Consider the following 17,517-nt stretch of genomic DNA (forward strand, 5'->3'; position numbering starts at 1 on the left):
ATCTCCTTTCTCTAAAAAAATAGTTATTTTGTACTACATTTTGATTTTCAAAATGGGGTTAATACTCTATTTATTTCAAAATGAGAATTGCTGGTCCATCAACTACATCGGCTTTAGGATCATCTTCACCTTTAATCAAAACTATACTCCCCAAAAAATAAGAGTTAGTATCGGCTATAGCTTCTGAATCATCCCCTAAAAAAGACAATAAATCATTTAACAACTCACTTGCTTGGTCTTTTGTCCATGCATAAGGACGCTGATAAGCCGGTATGGAAAAGGCAAAGTCGTTACTAAAAACCTTGAATAGTGCTTTTTCTGTGGCGTGAATGGCTACTGGCATAGAATTTCAAGTACTACTTAAGTATAATCTGATGCAATTTTCCCTAATCAAACGCAGTTTAACTCACTATTACTGCGATCGCCAGACTGAATCAACTCAAGTTATATACAATGAGTGAACCTACGGTTTTGCGGTTTATTTAAGGAATTATATGAGTGTTGAAATTACTTGAAAAGAAACCGTCGTTTGAGATACAACGACGGTTTCTTGAATAATTATTCGGTTCTTATCCCAAACTCACGTTACTTTAAATGCTCGGTAAAAAATGACGTGAGTTTATCAAAGGGAATTAACTCAACTCTGTCATATAAATCAACGTGTCCTGCTTTCGGAATGATATACAATTCTTTGGGTTCGGCTGCACGTTTGTAAGCATCCTCACTAAACTCTTTTGAGTGAGCCTTATCACCTGTGATGAAAAGCATAGGACGAGGGGAAATCGTTTCTATATCATTAAACGGATAAAAATTCATAAACTTAACGTTACTACTTAGCGTCGGGTGCGTTGTGAGTTCCGGCGATCCTCCTTTAGGCGTGTATTCACCTCTCGGTGTACGGTAGAAATCATAAAACTCACGCTGGATAGGGTGTGTGTTTTCATCTAACCTATGTACAGTCCCACCCGTGTATTTGGTTTCACCATCGGTAAACTCTACATAACGTTGCTTTGCAGCCTCCTCTTGGATTTTCTTTCTCTGCTCTAGGGTTTGCGAAAGATTAAGCGCATTGCGGCTCGCTGCTCCCATGTCATACATGCTGACAGTTGCGATCGCTTTCATTCGCGGATCAATCTTAGCGGCACTGATCACAAAGCTTCCGCTACCACAAATTCCAATTATTCCGATTCGGTTTCTGTCAACAAATGGACGCGTCCCAAGAAAATCAACTGCTGCACTGAAATCTTCAGAATAAATATCAGGCGCAACAGCGTTGCGTGGTTCGCCCTCACTTTCACCCCAGAAAGACAAGTCAAGAGATAAAGTCACAAACCCTCGTTCAGCCATATTTGCAGCATACACGTTAGCACTTTGTTCTTTTACTGCTCCCATAGGATGCCCAACAACGATCGCCGAATGTTTTTTACTCCGATCTAAATTATTGGGAATAAATAGATGTCCCGCAACATCCATTTTGTATTGGTTTTTAAAAGTAACCTTATACATCGTAACGTTGTCGCTTACTTTAAAAGTTGTATATCCCTTTGGTGTTATTTGTTCCATTTCTTTTGTTGCTTTTGATTGTTCTTTTTGTTCTGCTTGTGTGTAAGACTGCCCGGTTATCATAAGAGTCATCATCCCTAAAATTAATATATGTTTCATATAATTTTTCTTCTTTTAATTATCAGATTTACAGATTGAAATTATTGCTCTATTAATCTTAAATTTCTCCAAATATTAATCTGCTTTTTATCAGCAACGTTCTAACGTTTGCTGTATGAGTTCAATTATATGGGCGTGAAAACGGATAGTGTAAGGACGTTAATCGAAAAAAACCGGACAATTCTCTAAAATCCGCCGCGTCACGTGCTGAAGAGAAACAAAGCATTTAAGATGAATTTATGAACCAAAAAGAAGCAGAATTTGAAAAGCGAAAGATGCAGATCAATCGGGAAGATTTGATCGAAAGAATGATTCGTCTCGCTCTCGAAAACAGCCTTTTGGAAGTGTTTCCGGGCATTTTCATATATCAATCGTCGAAACCGACCGAGAGCCAGATATCCGTATTAAAGCCCGCCTTCTGCGTCATCGCGCAGGGCAGCAAGGATGTGCTTTTGAACGATGAATTATTTCACTATGATTCCGGTCATTACTTAATCTCGACGCTTGATTTGCCGATTATGAGTAATGTCGTCGAAGCGTCCCAGGAAAAACCCTATTTAAATCTTCGGATAGACCTCGATCCGGCACTTGTTGCTGCGGTGATGATTGAATCCGGCATCGAAACAAAAAAAAGCGATGCCGGAGTCAAGGCGATGGATGTTAGCCCGGTTGATGCCGATTTACTCGATGCAGTCGTCAAATTGGTGAAACTATTTGACACGCCGGACGAAATGAAGTTTCTCGCGCCGCTCATCATCCGCGAGATCATCTATCGGCTTTTAAAGGGAAAACAGAGCGCACGCCTGGGTCAGCTTATCACTACCGAAGGCGACGCGCAGCGCATCTCCAGGGTGGTCAAGCAAATCCGCGAGAACATCGATCTGCCGTTGAAAATCGAAGATACAGCCCGCGAACTCGGCATGAGCGTGTCAAGCTTTCACTCTCATTTCAAGTCTGTTACGGCAATGAGTCCCTTGCAGTTCCAGAAACAAATACGGCTTCAGGAAGCACGCCGTCTGATGCTCGGCGAAAATATGGACGTGGCGATCGCCAGCTTTCGCGTCGGTTACGATGACGCATCTTATTTCAGCCGGGAATATAAAAAACTATTTGGTATTCCCCCGCATCGTGACATCGCCAAGCTGCGAAGCAATTTAGGGTAATACTGTTCAATTAAGGTAAGAGACGCGATAAATCGCGTCTTTAGGATCGTATTATTTTCAGCTTTTCTTTATTCACTCAATGTTGCATTTTTTTAAACATCTGTTACATTACTTTACAGACAGTTACAACTGCTACAAAATTTGAACTTTGGAGTTTTACTGATGACAGGTTTTAAGAATCCTACTACGCCTATTGTTTCAGAAGATCCTAATGCAGTGCGTTTTGGCTTCACTCCTCAGAGTGAAAATTGGAACGGTCGGCTTGCAATGATTGGTTTTCTATCTGCAATTTTGATTGAAGCTTTTTCTGGTCAAGGCTTACTCCATTTCTGGGGCATCCTCTAAGTTAACGTGAAATAGGCGGTTAGAAACCGCGTCTATACGAGACTTTACTTGTCTTGGCAGGTTTCAAACAAGGGGATTTTACCCCTTGTTTCTCTGTATTGATACACGACTAAACGGGAAAGTTAATATGGATATGATTTTGTTTAAAATGCTGTAAGAGGCGATCTGCTTTGTTTATAGTCGCCAGCTTAAATAATGCAATCTACAGATAAACGTCCTCTCAGTTGGTTGTTGCAGCAGTTTCAACTCAAGCCGGGTAAGCCCGCCATTTTATCAGGATTGCGTAGCCTTTTCATCTTGGGTGTCCCCATTGGAATTGGCATTATTACTAATCATGCGGCTGAAAGTGCGATCGCTACAATGGCTGCTTGGTTTGTTGGAATGGTAAATGTTGACGGAGCCTATCGCCAGAGAGCCACTGCTATGATAGCAGCTACGATTGGGGTAACTTTGATGTTCCTAATCGCCAGTTTGGTTAGTAATCATCTCTGGTTAGCCATCCCAACAACTTTCTTAGTAATATTTATCTCAGGTCTAGCAAGTCTCTATGGCAACGTGGCTGCATCTGTCAGCTTGATTACATCGATCATGTTTGTCATCTCCCTTGCTAAATTTGCTTCATTTTCTAATTTGTCTACTCTTATCCTGCACTGTGCGTTATGTCTAGCTGGTGGTGCGTGGACAAGTTTTTTGTTATTAGGGTTATGGGCGGTGCGTCCTGATGTGCCGGCAATGCAGATAGTTGCTAACTGTTATCTCTCGTTGAGCCAATTTGTAAACTTGGCAAGCCAGAGAGGAGTAAACCCAAATGAGCGTCAGGAGTGGACACGGCAATTTTTACAAGCTCAAGATACCGTCATCCAGGATTTGACATCTGCTCGTAGTGTCTGGACAACTATTTGGACTAGGCAAAGAGGAGCTACCCTGCGGGGAAATCAGTTACTTGTATTAATTGAGGATGTCAATCAAATTGTCAATTCTGTTGTTGCACTGAGCGAACTGTTAGCGATCGCATCCGAACATCAACTATTTTATCGATTGCAGGAAGAAATTCAGCAAGTGATAGAACAATTGGCAATAGCTTTGCAAATGTTGTCAGAAGCGATATATAAAGGAAAAAACTCAGTTCACTTAGGGGATCTAGATCGGACAGTTGAAGCACTAGAGTACCAGTGGGAAGTTCTCCGCGCTCAAGTCTTCAATCAAACGATAAATCTTCAGATAGATGAATATCCCGATGTAGTCAACATTAGGAAGATTACAGCCAGCCTGACAAAGTTAGCACAGCAAATTCATACTGATGCTGATGTTGTAACAGATTTAATCCAGGGAAAACAGGGCAGTATTACCCAGCGAGATATTTCTCCCCCAGCCCAGTCAGAGCCGACTGCAATTATTGATACACTGCGGCAGAACTTCACTTTTGAGTCAGTCCTCTTTCGTCATGCGTTGCGCCTCGCGCTGATCGTAACCTTCGCGGAATTACTTGCCTCAGTATTGCCACTACCTAGAGGTTACTGGATAACGCTAACGGCTTTAGTTGCACTCAAACCAAACTTTGGGGGAACGTCTGAGACGACAGTACAAAGAGTAGTTGGGACTATTTTGGGTGGGATTATTGGTATTACTTTGGTTTTACTGCTTAAGAATACATTAGCAATTGCGGTTTGTTTTTTGTTTCTGGTGTTTGTTGCGATGGCGGTGCGATCGTTAAGTTACAGCATATTTATTATTTTGTTAACTCCTGCCATCATCTTACTACTCAATCTTATTAGGGCAGGTGGCTGGGAAGTTGGCGTATTGCGGATTGTCGATAGCTTAATTGGCGGAGTCTTAGCATTGCTTGGCAGCTATTTGCTTTTTCCCAGTTGGGAACGACAACAACTTCCCGCACAACTGGAAAAGACAATTAGAGCTAATCTTGCCTACTTTCAACAGGTTATTGCTAATTATCTGCATCCAGAACAAGATGCGTCTGCTGATTCGATGAATATGCTACGCCATCAAGCGGCACTAGAAAACGTCAACGCTAACGCTGCGGCTCAACGATTATTCAGCGAACCGCGTCACATTCAGGGAGAAATCGAACCTGTAATGACGCTGATAACATACATTCGTGGCTTTTTCAGTTCGGTTACAACTCTGGCAGAACATAAGCGGGAATTTAGCGGCGAGTACCAATTTACTGAAATCAAGCTACTTACTGATATCATTATTCAAGTTTTGGAAAACTTAGCAGATGCCCTTGGGCAAAGACAGCCACCCCAACCGTTACCAGCGTTAGATAGCTATCTTGAAGTAATTCACAACCAAATTGAGCAGCTACATACCGCTCGATTATCAGAGATTGCCAGAAATTCCCAAACTTTAACTTCTACATTACAAGCCGTTCGAGAACAAACTCCCTTATCCACAGAACTGGATCGAATTGTTAATGAAATTAAAGTTATGCACTGTGTAATTGCTCGTCTACAAGAATAAAGGAAGAAGAAATAACTTTCTCAGTAGGGTCAAAAACCCCTATTTTTAATCCAAACAGGATTTACGCAAAAAGGCTGTGAAAGCCTTGATTTACCGTAGGGGCAATTCATGAATTGCCCCTACATTTCTTGGTGCGTAAGTCCTAAATACTATTAATTTGTTGCGACAATTCACAAATATTTCTTAAAATTGCCCCACTTAATTATACGTTGGCATGAATGCGAGTATTATCAAGTGGGATCGAAGTTCAAAAGCTGTTATTGACCAGAACCGCTTGTAGTAGTATCACCTGTGGTAGAAGAACCACTATTAGATGTATTATTTGACTTGTCTGCTCCTTGAGGTGGAGTAGTTTTAGAGGCATCATTTTTCGTACTTGGGGTGACAGTAGTACTAGAAGTACCGCCCTCATTTTGCGAAGTAGAAGTATTACTCGTTGGACTTTGTGTCGCTTTAGGAGTTGGCTGGGTTACAGAAGGCGCTTTTTCTGCCGCAGGCTGCTGGGGTGGAAGAGTAATATTAATATCTGGTTGACGAGGTGCAGGCGTTATAACCTGCGGTTGTGGTACAGGTACGGGTACTGGTACTGGTACTTCCCTAGTTCTTTCGATTATCGTCGTTTGTGGTTGAGGAGATGCAGAGGCGCTAGGGGTTGGACTGCTGCTACTACTTGGTACAGGAACCAAAACCGGTACAGTATTGTCAACTGCTGCCTTATTACTCTGGTTGAAGTACCAGACCCCACCTATAATCAAACCAAGCAGAGAAGTAACGATAATACCCAACAACAAACCACCACTAGCATTCTTCTCGTCACGCTCGGCTAAATCAGCTTGCTGGTATCTACGCTCATTATTTTGACCTTCTACATAACCGTTTTGGTAAGAATTGGGATTAGCTGTGCTTTTGTTAACCGTTTCACTGCTTCGTGTCAGATGGGTGTGAGTATTACCATTAGTATCAGTGTAGGATTCTTGCTTGACTTCACTGTTTTTGATTTCGCCTTCGTTTGGAATAGACATAGCTGTTGATTTCACTCCTGAATACGATATTGAGAAACTAAAACTTTGTAAAAACAAGAGGTTTTAATGAGTTGAAAGATATATGTTGCTGATAAATATTGAGTTTTATTTGCTACCCAACTGTTGGTAATCATCAGAATAACCTCTGAGATCGGGCAACTGGCTCTATCTCTAGAGAGTTAATACTTAATCTAAAGAAAGAGTATCCCAAAGATGGATGTTATTACAGTGTTACCTAATGGCTAGGCGTAACACACCCTAACTTTTTATTTACTTTATAAATAGGCTCTAATATTTAGGATTAACCCCTTTAAGCTGTTGTGTAATAGTCCTAATTTATTTATGTACTTGGTTTATCCCTGCTTTTCTAATTTTTGAAGAAGAAAATGCACAGAGATTTATCAGATTACTGTAAAATCTTTTCTAAGAATTCTGTATTGCTAATAACAAATTTTGCTACTTATTTAATATTAAAAGTTTTATATACTCGTCTTTTGACCGATTACATCTAAGATTTATCCCAACGATAAAGGGCAAAACATGAAGTCTCACCAAGATAGATTTGGTAAAGCTTCACAAAGAATTTGTACTACAATCATCAAGGAAGTTAAATCTGGAAATTGTATTTAATTTACTAATCAGGATTTATTTTTCTGATAAAGTTTACTAAAGTCAAGTTTTAGCTCTTCTTTGTATTACTACTCGCACATCGTAATAATACTTAAGTGATTTTGATTAATCGTCAGAGGCGAGAAGATATAAAAATCTTGTACTTTTCAAATGTAACGTGTAATTTAGCACATTTTTCTCTCTACTATTTGGTGTTGTTGCCGCAGTGTTTTCTAAATGTTTTCCATGAGAACTGAGGCAGAGATAATATATGTTTTTAGACATTTTAGCTAGCCTACAACGGTTATTTGTGGGTTATATTCCAGCTGCCGTCTTGGGTAGTTTTATCGGATATTTAGTAGGGATAAATAGCATGATTTATCAGCTATTTCGGCTGATATTTCAGATACCACATAGTATCCCTCCTATAGCTTTGCTACCTATTGCCTTAATAGTGTTTCAAGAGAGCGAATCGGCTGCTACTTCAGTAGTTTTTATCGGAACTCTCTGGACGATGATTATTAATACAGCAATCGGTATGCGACATTTTCAGAGACAGAATAATAACTTTCGAGTAGCTATATTCCATATATTTCATGCCTTGAAAGTTAGTATTTGGGTAGCCTGGTTTCTAGTTATTTCTATAGAAATGTTAGCAGGCCCAAAAGGACTTGGTTTTACCCTCTGGGAAGCTTATAAAGCTGGGAATGCTGATTATATAATCCAGGTGATTCTCTATATTGGGATCATTGGCTTTTTGCTGGATCAGTTACTAGATTTCGCAGCCTATATTCTGTCACAAATAGTTTCAGATGGGAAAAAATCTTCTTAAATTTTATCTAGGCTTGCGGATTGCACCCTGCCAGCTAATAGTTTGCTTGGCCGAACGTATTCCCAAAGAACGAGTTGCTACGACTTCAATATCAACATTGACACCAGGGCGTAAAGCTTCGTCAGGAATTTTGAGCTTGCCCAAAGCTAGAGTAAAACGATTGTAGTCACGAGTCACAAGTTCGTTGGGAATATCTCCTTCATATTCAGTTTTGTAGCTAGAAGAACCGTACAAGTTATCCTTTGCTAAGAATTTGATGCGAAACTGAGTATTAATCGCATCAGATTTTGCTGCCAAATCAACTATTTTTAAGTTGAGGTTTTGTCCTGCTTCAGCAAACTCTGCTACAGCTAACCGGGTGACATCTTTTTGGGGAATGGCATGGTTAACGGTAAATGTTGTTAAGTTAGCTTCATTTTTGGTGTTACCATCAACCCATAAGTCCTCGGCAAAAGTTACTTCTACTTGTTTGTTGTCAGTTAAATTAAGTGTGACAGCTTGATTGCCAAAGCTGGTTATGGGTTGTCTTTCTTGCCAAACTATTTGAAAAGTTTCTTCTAGACGCTGTTCAAACTCTCGATAATCATCTGCGATCGCAGAACCAGGCGCAAGTAGAGAAGTTGCCCCAATGCGTTGATTCCACTTGTTCTTTGAGAGGTTTACTGGTTTATTTGTCAGTTCCGAAATTGCTAGCTGCACTGTTGGAGTATCAGCGGCCAAAGCTTCCTTGCCATTCACAATACTTAAAGTTCCTAAGCGTCCTTGGCTACCATCGCTACCATCGCTGCCATCTCGCCCATCGTTACCGTCGCTACATCGATAAGTCTTATCAGTACACTTGTAATCAGAGCTACCAGGCGTTCCTGTACAAGTTTTCACTTCCCAACTTCGCCTGTGACAGTGACAACCTTCTGTACCGTTTCCACCTCTACCGCCGCGTCCGCCTTCCCCGCCAGTTGCGCGGATAGAAATGTTTCGTAAGTCTGCCAAATTGCTGTAATAGACTGTGATGGAACCACCATTTCCTCCATCTCCTCCCTTACCACCGTTACCGCCATTGCCACCATTTGGTGCATTTATATCATGGCTGACGCGATCGCGTTGATAACCACAGTCAGGTCGATCGCCATGTTCGCCATCTTCCCCGTCTTCACCATCTTTACCCGATAAGTCAAGATTAACGGTTGAACCATTAACAAAAATATTTTGGTTTTCACCGCTTCTACCCGATCGCCCATTGCTTCCTGTGCGTCCATCTCTAGCATCATTTCTGGCTACTTTATAGTATTCGTCAGAGGCAACGGCTGGACATAGAACTGAACCAGAAGCAGGTAAAAAGCTCGTAAATAAGCAGAATGTTAGCAGTAGTGGCAGCTTACTCCTAAAACCATTGTGCATCTAGTTACACCTAAAACTTTAGTTGAATTATCTATTATTGACGCTGACTTTCAACAACTTGCTCCCTTTTGTCCACAGAATTCTCAGTCGAGGGAAAGTACAAAGACATAGCTTGAGATCGGGAAGAGTTCATTTATCGAATGAAAACATTGTTAATTCCAGAACAGGATGATAATTGATGATACTTATGGCATAAATCTTCTGGTAGAGAGACGAGAACAAGACGAGATTGTATTCTGTTAACAATGTCATTTTGAGGAAAACGTTTGCTTGTAAGAAAAAGTTGTTTTTACAAAGAATTTAAGCTATGAAAATTACTCAATATTAATTATTACCAACAAAAACAGAATGGAGTAAAAACATGAAGTTTAGGCTAAAACGCCGCAGGCTAGGTCAATTAATGTTCGTCAGCACAGTAGCGGCTACGACCAGTAATTTTGTGGGAAAAAGTGGAGCACAAACTCCGATCAAAAAAACTACTCCAATGCTGAAAAGTTCGATACCTAAAACTATGAAGGTGACGCTGAAAGTGAACGGAACAGCACATAGTTTGCAGATTGAACCACGTGTTACTTTACTTGATGCACTACGGGAATACATTGGGCTAACTGGTAGTAAAAAAGGTTGCGACCACGGTCAATGCGGTGCTTGTACGGTGCTGGTTGATGGGCGGCGTGTTAACTCATGCCTGACTTTTGCCATTATGCACACAGATGCTGCTATCACAACTATTGAAGGATTGGAGCAAGGAAATAATTTGCACCCGATGCAAGCTGCGTTTGTTGCCCGCGATGCATTTCAGTGCGGCTACTGCACACCGGGACAAATTTGTTCGGCAGTGGGTTTAGTCAAGGAAGGACACGCTAAATCAGATGCCGACATTCGGGAATTGATGAGCGGCAATATCTGCCGTTGCGGTGCTTATCCAAATATCGTGGCTGCTATTCGTGATGTCTTAGAAGGAAAAAAAGATGCAGCCGTTTAACTATAAAAAAGCCGGACTTGCTGAAAATGCCGTGGCTTTGGTGGCTCCAGATGCCGGAGCTTCGTATCTTGCAGGTGGTACCAGCCTCATCGATTTAATGAAGTTGAATGTGCAAACGCCAACTGAGTTGGTTGACATTAACCCACTCCCACTAAGCAAGATAGAAATGCAAGGTAACAATCTGCGGATTGGAGCAATGGCACGCAATAGCGATGTTGCTTATGATGCCATAGTTCAACAACGTTACCCTGTGCTGTCAGAAGCGTTATTGTCTGGAGCATCACCGCAACTGCGAAACATGGCAACAGTGGGGGGAAATTTACTACAACGTACCCGTTGCTACTACTTCCGCGACACCTCAATGCCATGTAACAAGCGCGTTCCCGGTTCCGGTTGTGCGGCCATTGAAGGTTACAACCGGATTCATGCAATTTTTGGCGGTAGCGATCGCTGTATTGCCACTAATCCTTCTGATATGGCGGTGGCAATGGTAGCACTTGATGCAGTTGTGCAAACACGCTCTCCTAATGGAGAGCGCAGTATTCCACTGGTAGATTTTCATCTTGTACCAGGTGAGACACCCGAACGAGAAACAGTTCTCCAACATGGAGAGTTAATTGTTGCCGTTGATTTACCTGCTTCAAACTTTGCGAAGCGATCGCACTATTTAAAAGTCCGCGATCGCGCCTCTTATGCCTTTGCAATGACATCGGTGGCGGCGGCATTAGATATTCAAGATGGGATCATTCGCTCGGCACGCATTGCTTTAGGTGGCGTAGGTACAAAGCCTTGGCGTGCTTACGATGCGGAAAAAGCGCTTGTGAATAAGCCAGCAAACCAGGCAGCATTTCAAGCAGCAGCAAATGCCGCCGTTGCTGGAGCTAAACCTCAAAAATACAACGCATTTAAGGTTGAACTGACTAGACGCACCATTGTTAAGGCGCTGACAACAGTAGGAGGGATGGCATGAATACAGGGGATAAAAATAAAGTTGTTGGCAAGCCGCTCAATCGAGTTGATGGCTATCTCAAAGTCACGGGTGGCGCTCGCTATGCGGCAGAGTTCCCGGTAGCAAAAATGACTTATGGAGTCACAATTCAAAGCACGATCGCCAAGGGTAAGATTGCCCAAATCGATACGAAGGCGGCGGAACAAGTACCGGGTGTGCTAGCGGTAATTACCCACCTCAACGCGCCCAAAGCTGATGGAGAAAAGGGCGGGGGTCGCAAGCTGCAAGTGCTGCAAGATAACGTTGTGCTTTATAGCGGTCAGCACATTGGTGTTATTGTTGCCGATACCTTTGAACGGGCTATGTACGCTGCATCGCTGGTGCAAGTCCGCTATGACGAAGAAAAACCCACTATCAATATGCGGGATAACCTGGCTAAGGCATACTTACCTAAAGGTAAAATGCCTGGAGAGCAATCGCCCGATTCATCTCATGGCGATGTCAATCAGGGACTAGCGAATGCGGCTGTGCGCGTCGAGCAAACTTATACTACACCAATCGAAAATCACAATCCGATGGAGCCTCACGCCACAACAGCAGTTTGGCAAGGCGATGAACTACTACTGTATGACGCAACTCAGGGAATCTTTTCGGATCAACAAAAAGTTGCGGGGGTATTAGGGATTGAGCCAGAGAAAGTCCGCGTTATGTCTTACTTTGTTGGCGGTGGCTTTGGTTGCAAAGGGTCGGCTTGGTCGCATGTGCCACTAGCCGCGATCGCAGCCCGACAGGTTAATCGTCCAGTAAAATTAGTTTTGGGACGGATACAAATGTATGGGCCTGTTGGCTTTCGACCAGAGACAATTCAACAGGTTTCTTTAGGTGCCACCCGCGAAGGAAAATTAACTGCACTCCGACACACAGGCACTTCCCAGACTTCAACTTTTGATGAATTCATTGAACCTGTTGCTAAGACTGCACGGATGATTTACGCTTGTCCGCATATCGAAACTAGCCATCGTCTGGTTCAGCTAGATCAAGGAACACCAACCTTTATGCGTGCGCCAGGTGAAGCTTCTGGGTCTTTCGCTTTAGAATCGGCAATGGACGAACTAGCTTATGCGCTCAATATCGATCCGGTGGAACTGCGTTTACGTAACCATGCTGATATCGATGCTAGTAAAGGACTGCCTTGGTCGAGCAAGTCACTCATTCAGTGCTACAAGACAGGAGCAGAAAAGTTTGGCTGGCAAAAGCGTAATCCTAAACCCCGTTCGATGCGAGACGGCAATTATTTGATTGGTTGGGGGATGGCTACAGCTACTTATCCTACCAATCGTTCTCCAGCATCAGCGATCGCTAAAATTATGGCGGACGGCACAGCAGTTGTGCAAAGCGGTTCTCAAGATATTGGTACGGGAACTTATACTGTCATGACTCAAGTTGCAGCTGAGGCGCTTGGTCTACAAGTTGAGAAAGTTCGCTTTGAGCTAGGCGATACTGAGATGCCAAAAACCCCCGTTTCCGGTGGTTCACAAACCGCCGCTAGTGTAAGTTCGGCTGTATATTTAGCGGGAAATCAAGCTCGTAGTCAGCTTTTGCAACTAGCACTTGCCGATCAACAATCTCCCCTTTATAGTTCAAAAGCTGAAGATGTGATTGCCGAAAATGGCAGCTTTTTCTTAAAAAATAAATCCTCCGCAACCGAAACATATCAAGCAATCTTGGCACGACATGGAATGAAAGCAATCGAAGCGCGTGCAGATGCCAAGCCTGGAGACGAACAAAAGAAGTTCTCAATGCACTCATTTGGATCGCAGTTTGCCGAAGTCCGCGTTAACCCTGATTCTGGCGAAGTGCGAGTAACGCGCTGGGTGGGAAGCTTTGGTGTTGGCCGCATCCTCAACGCTAAAACAGCCAATAGTCAACTCATCGGTGGGATTGTCTACGGTATCGGTATGGCACTGATGGAACAGACGGTAATAGACCCGAACTTTGGACGGGTTGTTAACCATGATTTAGCTGAGTATCACGTACCAGTGAATGCAGACGTTCCCGATATTGAGGTGTTGTTTGTCGATGAACACGATCCACATATCAATCCACTTGGTGTTAAAGGGATTGGTGAAATTGGCATTACCGGCACTGCGGCGGCGATCGCCAACGCCGTTTATCATGCCACAGGCAAGCGGGTTCGTGATTTGCCAATCACATTAGATAAATTGCTGTAGTCATTGGGCATTGGGCATGAAGAAGAGACAAGAAAGAGAGGGGAGACAAAGAAGAGACTTATTCAATAATTCCCCCTTCTCTCCCTCATCTCCCTCATCTCCCTCATCTCCCTCTGCCCCCTGCCCCCCTGCCCCCCTGCCTCCCCTGCTCCCCTGCTCCCCTGCCCTCCATCAGGCGGTTACACCATCGCAACTACCTTTTTACGAGAAGGACGCTTGCGATCTGATTTCTTCTTCAGTCCCACTGCTTGAGCTTGATCGCTATCTGAGCCATATTGCCCGCGCACAACTTCTTTCATGGCTAATACAGCATTATGAAATTCCCATTCTGCTAATCGGGCAGCATCAGCAGCAGCACGGTATAAAGCTAGTTTCTCAGTTTCGGTTTGTTGAGAAATTAACATCACCTGATAAACTTCTTGTAACTTTGCAGATGAAGCATCAGCACGAGTTGTATTGTAGGTGCTGACGGTTTGCAAACCGTGGAATGAGCTAATATCTTGACTAATGGTTTGAGGGCGCAAACGACGTGTTGTGTCTTGGATAGTCATAGATGTACAAGTGGTATGGATTATATTTAATGTACCCATTGCAACTCAAAAACTATCAGTAGCCTAAACTTTTAAAATTAATTAAGTTTTAATAATGAATTGACTTGCATTCATAACGCATCAACTTACATTCATAATGAATTGACTTGCATTCATAACGCATTGACTTGCATTCATAATGCATCGACTTGCATTCATAACGCATTGACTTGCATTCATAACGCATCGACTTGCAACTCACAGTTGAATCAGTTTTAAACTACAAAGAGCATTAAAATTTTTAACACTCCAAAGCTGAAGTATCACTAGTGGGAATACAATCAGAAGATTATCCAGTTTTGTTAATAGAGACTGCACTAGAAAATAGCGGAGGTTAAAGCAATGGATGGGCGCGATCGGTACTTACGAATCGCTCTGGTTCTTTTTGGAATAGTTTTTTTACTTATCTATCCGCTAACTCAGGTCTGGGAATCGGGCTGGTTATGGCAACCAGGTCAGCACGAATACGAACAGATGATCGTTGGTGTTTATGCGACGCTTGGTATCTTTTTGCTGTTGGCTTCAAGGCAACCAGAAGCTTACCTCAGTTTAATCTGGTTCACCGTTTGGTCAAGTTTAGTCCACGGGCTAATTATGGCGGTACATGCAGTAATTGACCCTGTTGAACATGGACACTTGTTTGGTGATATTCCAGCATTGTTTTTGGTAGCAATTGTCCTGGGCTTTTTAGCGCCTCGCAAAGTGGTGTCAAGTACGTGAATGGGCATGGAATTCGATCAAAAAGCAGCTTTAAACAACACCTACTAAAGGCGCAATTAAGTTTTAAAACACACCTTAGTTAGATTCTCTGTGCCACATAGCCGTGCTACGATTCGGCTCATTCCTGTTGTTACTTGTAGGAGACAATTATGGAAATCAGTAGATGCAGTTTATTAAGAACTGCTTACCCTGGGATTAGTAGCAGCAGGACTTGCAGTTTTGGAAGGATTTTTGCAGCCGCTTCTGTCCCAAACAGAACCAGTTGATCAAAAAACTCAACTGTTAACTCAAAATTCAGCCACTCCAACTCGACGCGGCGAAATGTTGTATCGCAACCTTGGACGCACCGGAGAACAAGTATCTGTAATTGGCTTAGGTGGATATCACATTGGAAGTATTAAAGAGAAGCAAGAAAATATCAAGCTGATCCGCAGCGCCTATGCAAACAGTATAAACGTGCAACTTCAACTAGTAGCCCAACTCCAACTTGCACTCCGTAAGTTCCAAATTTCATCATTAAGGAACCAGAATGTCTAATGAACGAATTACAAGCAATCTTAGAAGGCTTTGAGTCAAGTCAAAAAAGTGGTGAAATTACTTTTCTTGCGACTGTAGTTAAAACTCAAGGTTCAACTTATCGCCGACCGGGTGCTAAAATGTTGATGACAGATACAGGTCGGATGATTGGCACAATTAGCGCTGGTTGCTTAGAGAACGACGTATTTGAGTATACTAAACAACGAATGTCGGACGGTAAACCAATTGTTGTTAGTTACGATAGCACTGCTTCTGAAGATATTCTTTGGGGCTTTGGTTTGGGATGCAATGGGATAGTGCAAGTTCTCATCGAACGGCTGGAGACAGAAAGTACACTCAATGCGATCGCTTTTACACAAGAGTGCTTTCATCAAAAACATTTGGGTACTATTGCTACAGTCTTTGCTTGTGAAGGCGGGGTAGATGTCAAACTTGGATCGCGCTTACTGCTGTATCCAAACAGTAAAATTATTACTGACATTCAAGAACCAAATTTAATTAAATCTCTGAGTGCAGATACTCAAGCAGCCCTTGCTAATCAAAAGTCAAGGGTAAACAACTATCAGTTACCTTTAGGTAATGTAGAAGTTTTCATCGAAGTCATCCAACCGCCTACACCATTAGTTATATTTGGTGCAGGTTATGACGCTGTACCCGTAGCCGAGTTTGCTCAAGCATTAGGTTGGGACGTGGCTGTAGTCGATTGTCGAGCTAATGAGGCAACTAGAGCGCGATTTCCTCAGCCTTGTGATGTGATTCTTAGCAATCGAGAGATTTTAGATAAACAAGTTCTTATAGACGATCGCACTGTAGCTGTAGTGATGACCCATAATTATCTTGACGATCTAGAAATTTTAAAGATGATGCTCCCATCTTCCGCACGCTACATTGGTATTTTAGGGCCAAAGCATCGCACAGAAAAATTACTTCAAGATTTATCAACCCAAGGAATAGCTTCTACTAGCGAACAATTGGATAGGTTGTATAGTCCTGTTGGGATTGATATTGGCGCAGATACACCACAAGAAATAGCGATCGCCATCATTGCAGAAATTCAAGCAGTGCTAACAAACCGCAAGAGTAATTTTTTAAAATATCGTAATCAACCAATTCATCAAAGTTATCAAAGCAACTGCAATCTATTATTAGCGACATAGTATTATCTGTTATGGTATCGACCACCGAGCAAATAGAAACTGAAACATCAAGCATAGCTATTATAATTCTGGCGGCGGGTGCATCTACTCGTATGGGTACACCAAAACAACTCTTGCTTTATCAAGGACGGAGTTTTGTACATCACATTGCAGAAATTGCGATCGCTTCAGTTTGCAAACCTGTAGTAATAGTACTTGGAGCAAATACAGAACAGATTTATCCCCAAATTAAGCAGCTTCCCGTTCAAGTAGTTAAAAACCTGGATTGGGCTTGTGGAATGAGTGCTTCCATCAAAAGCGGTCTGGAATTATTAAATAATCTTCCGCAAAAAATCGAAGCAGTAGTGATTACACTTTGCGATCAGCCATTCGTTTCTACCCAAATTATCAATCAACTAGTTGATGCATATTATTCGAGCCAAAAACCAATCATTGCTTGCGAATATGCAGGGACATTAGGTGTACCTGCTCTATTTAGCCAAAGATTTTTTTCAGAACTTGCTGCTTTGCAAGAGACTTCAGGAGCAAAAAAAGTTATTAATGATAATATCAATGAAGTATTTTCTCTTCAGTTCCCTCTAGGGAATATCGATATTGATACACCAAAAGATTACGAACAATTGCTATCAATCACCAGAGCGACTGATGAAGTTCAGGTCAAGTGTAAGTCCCTAAATTAAGAAACTTCCCATCCAAAATATAGCGTTTCCCAATCATACAAGTTACATCATAGCCCCCTCCTCGCTTGCGGGGAGGGGGTTGGGGGTGGGGTTCTTGTACCTCACTCAACTGAGAACCGCTATAATATTATTCATTATTTTATTCAAAAGCCCAAT

16 protein-coding genes are annotated in these 17,517 nt (G+C 42.4%); 11 read left to right on the forward strand and 5 right to left on the reverse strand.

Annotated features, from left to right (window positions below):
- Nucleotides 1–70: 70 nt before the first annotated feature.
- Nucleotides 71–343: a DUF262 domain-containing protein gene (locus tag V7K55_RS17710; protein WP_334833572.1), complete on the reverse strand. Its 273-nt coding sequence runs from the start codon at nt 341–343 to the stop codon at nt 71–73.
- Between the two features lie 242 nt (nt 344–585).
- On the reverse strand, nt 586–1,662 hold the full coding sequence (locus V7K55_RS17715) for an alpha/beta hydrolase (protein ID WP_334833574.1): 1,077 nt from the start codon (nt 1,660–1,662) through the stop codon (nt 586–588).
- 239 nt (nt 1,663–1,901) lie between these two features.
- Here V7K55_RS17715 and V7K55_RS17720 point away from each other — a divergent pair, with 239 nt between their 5' ends.
- The 3 genes from V7K55_RS17720 (at nt 1,902) to V7K55_RS17730 (ending at nt 5,651) form a co-directional block, all read left to right on the forward strand.
- Nucleotides 1,902–2,825, forward strand: coding sequence for an AraC family transcriptional regulator (locus V7K55_RS17720; RefSeq protein WP_334833577.1), 924 nt, complete (start codon nt 1,902–1,904; stop codon nt 2,823–2,825).
- Between the two features lie 162 nt (nt 2,826–2,987).
- Nucleotides 2,988–3,170, forward strand: a complete 183-nt coding sequence (locus V7K55_RS17725; RefSeq protein ID WP_334833579.1) for a high light inducible protein — start codon at nt 2,988–2,990, stop codon at nt 3,168–3,170.
- 195 nt (nt 3,171–3,365) lie between these two features.
- Complete coding sequence (locus tag V7K55_RS17730) at nt 3,366–5,651, forward strand: FUSC family protein (RefSeq protein WP_334833581.1); 2,286 nt, start codon at nt 3,366–3,368, stop codon at nt 5,649–5,651.
- A 257-nt stretch (nt 5,652–5,908) separates the two neighbouring features.
- On the opposite strand, the gene V7K55_RS17735 is transcribed toward V7K55_RS17730, so the two are convergent.
- Nucleotides 5,909–6,673 (reverse strand): hypothetical protein, encoded by a 765-nt coding sequence (locus V7K55_RS17735; protein ID WP_334833583.1) that lies wholly within the window; start codon nt 6,671–6,673, stop codon nt 5,909–5,911.
- Between the two features lie 880 nt (nt 6,674–7,553).
- Between V7K55_RS17735 and V7K55_RS17740 the strand changes: the two genes are divergently transcribed.
- Nucleotides 7,554–8,114: a nitrate transporter gene (locus V7K55_RS17740; RefSeq protein ID WP_334833585.1), complete on the forward strand. Its 561-nt coding sequence runs from the start codon at nt 7,554–7,556 to the stop codon at nt 8,112–8,114.
- Between the two features lie 3 nt (nt 8,115–8,117).
- Here V7K55_RS17740 and V7K55_RS17745 read toward each other — a convergent pair whose 3' ends face one another.
- Nucleotides 8,118–9,512 (reverse strand): collagen-like protein, encoded by a 1,395-nt coding sequence (locus V7K55_RS17745; protein WP_334833587.1) that lies wholly within the window; start codon nt 9,510–9,512, stop codon nt 8,118–8,120.
- 361 nt (nt 9,513–9,873) lie between these two features.
- On the opposite strand from V7K55_RS17745, the gene V7K55_RS17750 reads away from it, so the two are divergent.
- From V7K55_RS17750 to V7K55_RS17760, 3 genes are read left to right on the forward strand one after another with little or no spacing between them, the layout of a single operon-like run.
- Complete coding sequence (locus V7K55_RS17750) at nt 9,874–10,497, forward strand: (2Fe-2S)-binding protein (RefSeq protein WP_334833590.1); 624 nt, start codon at nt 9,874–9,876, stop codon at nt 10,495–10,497.
- Complete coding sequence (locus V7K55_RS17755; RefSeq protein WP_334833592.1) at nt 10,484–11,467, forward strand: FAD binding domain-containing protein; 984 nt, start codon at nt 10,484–10,486, stop codon at nt 11,465–11,467. Before V7K55_RS17750 ends, V7K55_RS17755 begins: the two co-directional genes overlap by 14 nt.
- On the forward strand, nt 11,464–13,677 hold the full coding sequence (locus V7K55_RS17760; protein WP_334833595.1) for a xanthine dehydrogenase family protein molybdopterin-binding subunit: 2,214 nt from the start codon (nt 11,464–11,466) through the stop codon (nt 13,675–13,677). Before V7K55_RS17755 ends, V7K55_RS17760 begins: the two co-directional genes overlap by 4 nt.
- Nucleotides 13,678–13,856: 179 nt before the next feature.
- Here the strand turns inward: V7K55_RS17760 and V7K55_RS17765 are convergent, their stop codons facing one another.
- A complete protein-coding gene (locus V7K55_RS17765; RefSeq protein WP_334833598.1) occupies nt 13,857–14,228 on the reverse strand; it encodes a hypothetical protein in 372 nt (123 codons plus the stop codon).
- Between the two features lie 381 nt (nt 14,229–14,609).
- Between V7K55_RS17765 and V7K55_RS17770 the strand changes: the two genes are divergently transcribed.
- The 4 genes from V7K55_RS17770 to V7K55_RS17785 all read left to right on the forward strand — a co-directional run bounded on the left by V7K55_RS17770 (nt 14,610) and on the right by V7K55_RS17785 (nt 17,361).
- On the forward strand, nt 14,610–14,987 hold the full coding sequence (locus tag V7K55_RS17770; protein WP_334833601.1) for a DUF6632 domain-containing protein: 378 nt from the start codon (nt 14,610–14,612) through the stop codon (nt 14,985–14,987).
- A gap of 231 nt (nt 14,988–15,218) precedes the next feature.
- Nucleotides 15,219–15,524, forward strand: coding sequence for a hypothetical protein (locus V7K55_RS17775; RefSeq protein ID WP_334833603.1), 306 nt, complete (start codon nt 15,219–15,221; stop codon nt 15,522–15,524).
- Nucleotides 15,524–16,681, forward strand: coding sequence for an XdhC family protein (locus V7K55_RS17780; protein WP_334833605.1), 1,158 nt, complete (start codon nt 15,524–15,526; stop codon nt 16,679–16,681). Before V7K55_RS17775 ends, V7K55_RS17780 begins: the two co-directional genes overlap by 1 nt.
- Before the next feature lie 11 nt (nt 16,682–16,692).
- The gene (locus V7K55_RS17785) at nt 16,693–17,361 is read left to right on the forward strand and encodes a nucleotidyltransferase family protein (protein ID WP_334833607.1); all 669 of its coding nucleotides are present in this window, start codon (nt 16,693–16,695) and stop codon (nt 17,359–17,361) included.
- The last annotated feature ends 156 nt before the right edge of the window (nt 17,362–17,517 follow it).

This window comes from Nostoc sp. (assembly GCF_036919895.1).
Classification (GTDB): domain Bacteria; phylum Cyanobacteriota; class Cyanobacteriia; order Cyanobacteriales; family Nostocaceae; genus Nostoc.